This window comes from Pseudomonas sp. GM84 (assembly GCF_000282535.1).
Taxonomy (GTDB): Bacteria; Pseudomonadota; Gammaproteobacteria; order Pseudomonadales; family Pseudomonadaceae; genus Aquipseudomonas.
In genome coordinates this window covers 1-5,305 of the sequence record NZ_AKJC01000063.1, presented here as the reverse complement: position 1 = coordinate 5,305, position 5,305 = coordinate 1, and the positions used below count along the sequence as shown (strand labels likewise).

General features: G+C 65.5%; 4 protein-coding genes. 2 read left to right on the top strand and 2 right to left on the bottom strand.

The features are described from left to right. Nucleotides 1-30: 30 nt before the first annotated feature. The gene (locus PMI38_RS03730) at nucleotides 31-924 is read right to left on the bottom strand and encodes a PA4780 family RIO1-like protein kinase (RefSeq protein WP_008090903.1); all 894 of its coding nucleotides are present in this window, start codon (nucleotides 922-924) and stop codon (nucleotides 31-33) included. A 97-nt stretch (nucleotides 925-1,021) separates the two neighbouring features. Then, the gene (locus PMI38_RS03725) at nucleotides 1,022-1,453 is read right to left on the bottom strand and encodes a multidrug/biocide efflux PACE transporter (protein ID WP_008090901.1); all 432 of its coding nucleotides are present in this window, start codon (nucleotides 1,451-1,453) and stop codon (nucleotides 1,022-1,024) included. Nucleotides 1,454-1,710: 257 nt separating this feature from the next. Here PMI38_RS03725 and capB point away from each other — a divergent pair, with 257 nt between their 5' ends. Together capB and capA are read left to right on the top strand one after the other, a co-directional pair. Next, the gene (gene capB, locus PMI38_RS03720; protein WP_008090900.1) at nucleotides 1,711-3,456 is read left to right on the top strand and encodes a caprolactamase subunit beta; all 1,746 of its coding nucleotides are present in this window, start codon (nucleotides 1,711-1,713) and stop codon (nucleotides 3,454-3,456) included. A gap of 13 nt (nucleotides 3,457-3,469) precedes the next feature. Further along, the coding region (capA, locus tag PMI38_RS03715) for a caprolactamase subunit alpha (protein WP_008090898.1) at nucleotides 3,470-5,305 on the top strand (1,836 nt) is incomplete at its 3' end.

Here is a 5,305-nt window from a genome sequence, read left to right as displayed (position 1 = left end):
GCTCCCACAGGGGTGGCGCAAGCCTTGAGATCACTGCAACCAGGGCGGTGGCGGCTCCTCACCCTTGACCGGGCCATGTTCAGCTTCCGCCAGCGCCGCCTGGCGCCGGGCCTCATCGCGCTGCGCCGCCTCGATCTCGCGCATCACCCCGAACACGTCGGCGGCATGCTCATCCTCTGCGAACTCGCCACTCAGCGGGCTGTCCGGCCGCAGCTCGCCCGCCTCGTACAACGCCCACATTTCCTGGGCATAGCGGGTGCCTTTCAATTCCGGGGCAAAGCGCCCGAAATAGTGCGCCATGTTCGCTACATCCCGCTGCAACATGCTGAACGCGTGGTTGTTGCCCGCCGCATCCACCGCCTGCGGCAGGTCGATGATCACCGGGCCGTCCGGGCCCAGCAACACGTTGAACTCGGACAAGTCGCCATGCACCAGCCCGGTACAGAGCATCAGCACGATCTGACGAATGACGAAGGCATGGTGCTCCCTCGCCTCCTCTGCCTCCAGGTGCACATCGTTCAGGCGCGGTGCAGCATCGCCGTCGGCGTCGGTGACCAGCTCCATCAACAGCACGCCATCCTGGAAATCGAACGGCTTGGGCACGCGCACGCCGGCATTGGCCAGGCGGAACAGCGCCGCCACTTCCGCGTTCTGCCAGGCATCTTCGGCTTCCTTGCGCCCGTACTTGCTGCCCTTGGCCATGGCCCGGGCCTGACGGCTGTTACGGACCTTGCGGCCTTCCTGGTACTCGGCGGCCTGGCGGAAGCTGCGTTTGTTGGCTTCCTTGTAGACCTTGGCGCAACGTACCTGGGTGCCGCAGCGCACTACATAAACGGCGGCTTCCTTACCGCTCATCAGGGGTCGCAATACTTCATCGACCAGGCCGTCTTCAATCAGCGGTTCGATTCGTTTTGGTGTCTTCATCAGGCTGCATTCGGGGTCCTGGCTGGGGTGGCGGACATCCTCTCACAGCCAGGCACTTCCTGCTCACTTGTCTGATGCAAGACCCGGTGAAGCCGCTTCAAGCCGCCAGCCGGCGCTGCAGCACGAAGTACCGAGCACGGTCGAACGCCCAGTTGTACAGCACGGTGTAGGGCAGGATGACGACGAAAAAGCCCAGCTCGACCATGAACGCCTGCCACAGCGAGATCTCCAGCATCCACGCCGCTACCGGCAAGCACCACACCACCAGCCCGGCTTCGAAACCCAGGCCATGGATGAACCGCGTGGTGGCCTTCCAGTGGATACGTTCGGTCTTCACCACACGGTCCACCAGCGCGTTGTAGAGCATGTTCCACAGCATCGCGATCACCGACAAGGTGACGGCCAAGGCACCGGCGGTGGCCAGCGACTTGCCCATCACCCAGGACAACAGCGGCGCACAGAGCAGCACGGCAAACACTTCATAGCCAACGGCATGGACCAGGCGCTCGGTGAAAGAAGTCTTTTTCATTGCAGATTCCATCATGTGATTACGTCGTGATTCACATTTTCTTTGATGGAACTGATACCCGCGACATAGCTCCTATCGATTTTATCTATACCTCTGCGCTACGCGTCCGCAGCCGTGGCTGCTGATGGGTGCGTGCGCGCAAACGCAACAACGGGTACACCCAACGACAAGTCAGCGTTCTCCTTCCCCCGTAGCCTGTCACCACAGGTCGCCAGCGGCGGCCTCAGCCAAAAACACAAGAAAAACCTCGGTGACCTATGAATTCAGTTGATCCGATTACCCTGGCGGTCGTGCGGGGTGCGCTGGAGACGGCGCAGCGCGAGATGACCCTGACGCTGGAAAAGACCGGCCGCTCCAGCGTGTTCAACCTGGCGCACGATTACTCCAACTCGCTGTTCGACCACCTGCCGGAGATGATCCTGCAAGGCCAGGACATCCCGATCCACCTGGGCTCGCTGATTCCGGCGATGAAATGCGTGGCCGGCTTTTTCGGCGACGACATCGCTGAAGGCGATGTGATCTACCACAACGACCCGGCCTACAAAGGCAGCCACATCCTCGACTGCTGCATGTACAAGCCGGTGTTCTACCAGGGCGAGCTGGTGTTCTGGACCGTGTGCAAGGGCCACCTGACCGATATCGGCGGCCCGGTGCCGGCCGGCTACAACCCCGATGCCAAGGAGATCTACGCCGAGGGCCTGCGCATCCCGCCGGTCAAGCTGTGGGAACGGGGCAAACGGCGTGAGGACGTGATCAACTTCATGCTCACCAACATGCGCGCCCGCCCCTATCAGGAAGGCGACCTCAACGCCCAGTACGGCGCCTGCAAGGTCGGCGAGCGGCACTTGCTCGACCTGCTCGACAAGTACGGGGTTGCGCAGGTGCGTGCGTGCATCGCCGAGTTGAAGAACATGGCCGACCGGCATATGCGCGCACTGCTGCGTGACGTACCCGACGGTCACTACAGCGGCACCGCGGTACTGGAAGATTCCGGGCATGGTCTGGGCGAGCTGGCGATTACCGCCCACGTGGAAATCCGCGGCGAAACGGCGCACGTGCGCATCGAAAGCCCGCCCCAGGTGCCCTACTTCATCAATTCCTACGAAGGCAACTCGGTCTCCGGCGTGTACCTGGGCCTGATGATGTTCGCCCAGGTCGCGCCGCCCTATAACGAAGGCCTGTACCGCTGCGTGAGCGTGGATGTCGGCGCCAAGGGCACGTTGTGCAACGCGGCCGAACCCGCGCCCCACGTCAACTGCACCACCACCCCGATGGAAACCCTGGCCGATGCGGTGCGCACCGCGCTGGAACAGGCCTCGCCGCAGCGGGTCACCGCCTCCTGGGGACACACCAGCGGCATCAACATCGCCGGTCATGACCCTCGCCATGGCAACAGCGAGTACGTGACCATGGTGCTGGCGTCGATCATCTCCGGCGCAGGCGCCAACCAGGTGATGGACGGCTGGCATGCCTGCGGGCCGCTGTGCTGCTTCGGCGCCCTGATGAGCGGCGACATCGAGCTGCTCGAACACGCCTACCCCATCCTCATCCACCGCTACAGCCTGATGGCCGACAGCGGTGGCGCCGGCGAATACCGCGGCGGCTCCGGCACCCGGCTGGAGATCGAACCCCTGGACCACGCCATGACCGTGGTCGGCTTCGGCGAAGGCCGCCAACTGCCCACGGCAGGTGCCGCGGGTGCACGCAATGGCCTGCTGCAACCCAAGCTCGGCCGGCTGATCCACCGCCATGCCGACGGCCAGGAAGACCATTACCTGCAGAACCCGATGCTGACCCTGCAACCCGGCGAGCGGATCATCAACATCAACCCGGGCGGCGGCGGATACGGCGACCCGCTGCGCCGGCCGGTGACATCCGTACTCGAAGACCTGCGCAATGGCCTGGTTTCCCCCCAGGGCGCGGCCCTGGACTACCGCGTGATCGTCGATGCCGACGGCCACCTCGACGAAACCGCCACCCACGCTGCCCGCGGCCAGCTCTGACCGGAGATCCAACATGCGCAACCAATATCGCCTGGGCATCGACGCCGGCGGCACCTTCACCGACTTCATCCTGGCCGACCGTGACGGCGGCGTGCAATTGTTCAAGGCGCCCTCCACCCCGCACGATGGCACCCTGGCGATCCGCGCCGGGCTGGCGCAGATCGCCGACGCCACCGGGCACAGCCCGGCCGAGGTGATCGCCAACTGCGACCTGTGCATCAACGGCACCACCGTGGCCCTCAACGCGCTGATCGAACGCACCGGCGTCAAGGTCGGCCTGCTGTGCACCGAAGGCCACGAGGACAGCCTGGAAATCCGCCTGGGCCACAAGGAAGAAGGCCACCGCTACGACGCCCACTACCCGCCGGCGTTCATGCTGGCACCGCGGCACCTGCGCCGGCCCATCGGCGGGCGGATCCTGGGCGATGGCCGCGAGCACAGCCCGCTGGACGAACAGGCCGTGCACCAGGCCATCGAGTATTTCCGCGCCGAGGGTGTCGAGGCGGTGGCCATTTCGTTCCTGTGGTCCGTGCGCAACCCCAGCCACGAGCAACGCGCCGCCGAGCTGGTGCGCGCCGCGCTGCCTGGGGTGTTCGTCTGTACCGGCGTCGAAGTGTTCCCGCAGATCCGCGAATACACCCGCACCTCCACCACCGTGGTCAACGCCTACCTGAGCCCGGTGATGGCCCGCTACGTGGCACGTATCGACGCTTTGTTCGAGGAACTCGGCGCGCACCAGCCGGTGCGCTACTTCCAGTCCAACGGCGGGCTGGCCCCCGGCCACCTGATGCGTGAACGGGCGGTCAACGCGATCAACTCAGGCCCCGCCTCGGCACCCCAGGCCGGCCTGTCGGTGGCCAGGCCGTTCGGCATCGACAATGTCATTACCGTGGACATGGGCGGCACCTCGTTCGACATCACCCTGACCAACGCCGGGCGTACCAATTTCAGCAAGGACGTGGACTTCCTGCGCCAACGCATCGGCGTCCCCATGATCCAGGTGGAAACCCTCGGCGCCGGCGGCGGCTCCATCGCCTCGCTGGACACCCTGGGCATGCTCCAGGTCGGCCCGCGCAGCGCCGGCGCCACGCCGGGGCCGGTGTGCTACGGCAAAGGCGGCACGGAGCCGACGGTGACCGACGCCAACCTGGTCCTGGGCTACCTGCCGGACGGGGCGCTGCTGGGCGGCAGCATCCGCCTGAACCGCCAGGCCGCGCTGGAGGCCATTCGCAGCAAGATCGCCGAACCGCTGGGGATCAGCGTGGAGCGCGCGGCCTTCGGCATTACCACCCTGGTCAACCTGAACATGGTCAATGGCATTCGCCGCGTCTCCATCGAGCGTGGCCACGACCCGCGTGACTTCGCCCTGATCGGTGCCGGTGGCGCGGCCGGCATGCACGTGGTGCGGCTGGCCGAGGAAATCGGCATGCGTACCGTGCTGATCCCCAAGGTCGCTTCGGGCTTGTGCGCCTTTGGCCAGATTCTGTCCGATGTGCGCTACGACCAGCTCACCAGCCTGTCGATGCGCCTGGACGCGGCGCATGCCGACCTGCCGTTGCTCAACCGCACGCTGGCCGAGCTGCGCCAGCAGGGCATGGCGAACCTGCGCGAAGACGGTTTCGGCGATCAGGCCAGCAGTTGCCACTACACCCTGGAGATGCGCTACGCGGGGCAGATCCACGAGTGCAGCGTGGAGTGGGAGGCTGACGCGCTGGACAGCACCGGACTGGGCGCACTGATCGAGGCGTTCCACCAGCGCCACCAGACGCTGTACTCCTACAGTGAGCCGGGCAGCCCGGTTGAGCTGGTCAACCTGGAGTGCTCGGTGATCGGCCACCTGCCACGCCCG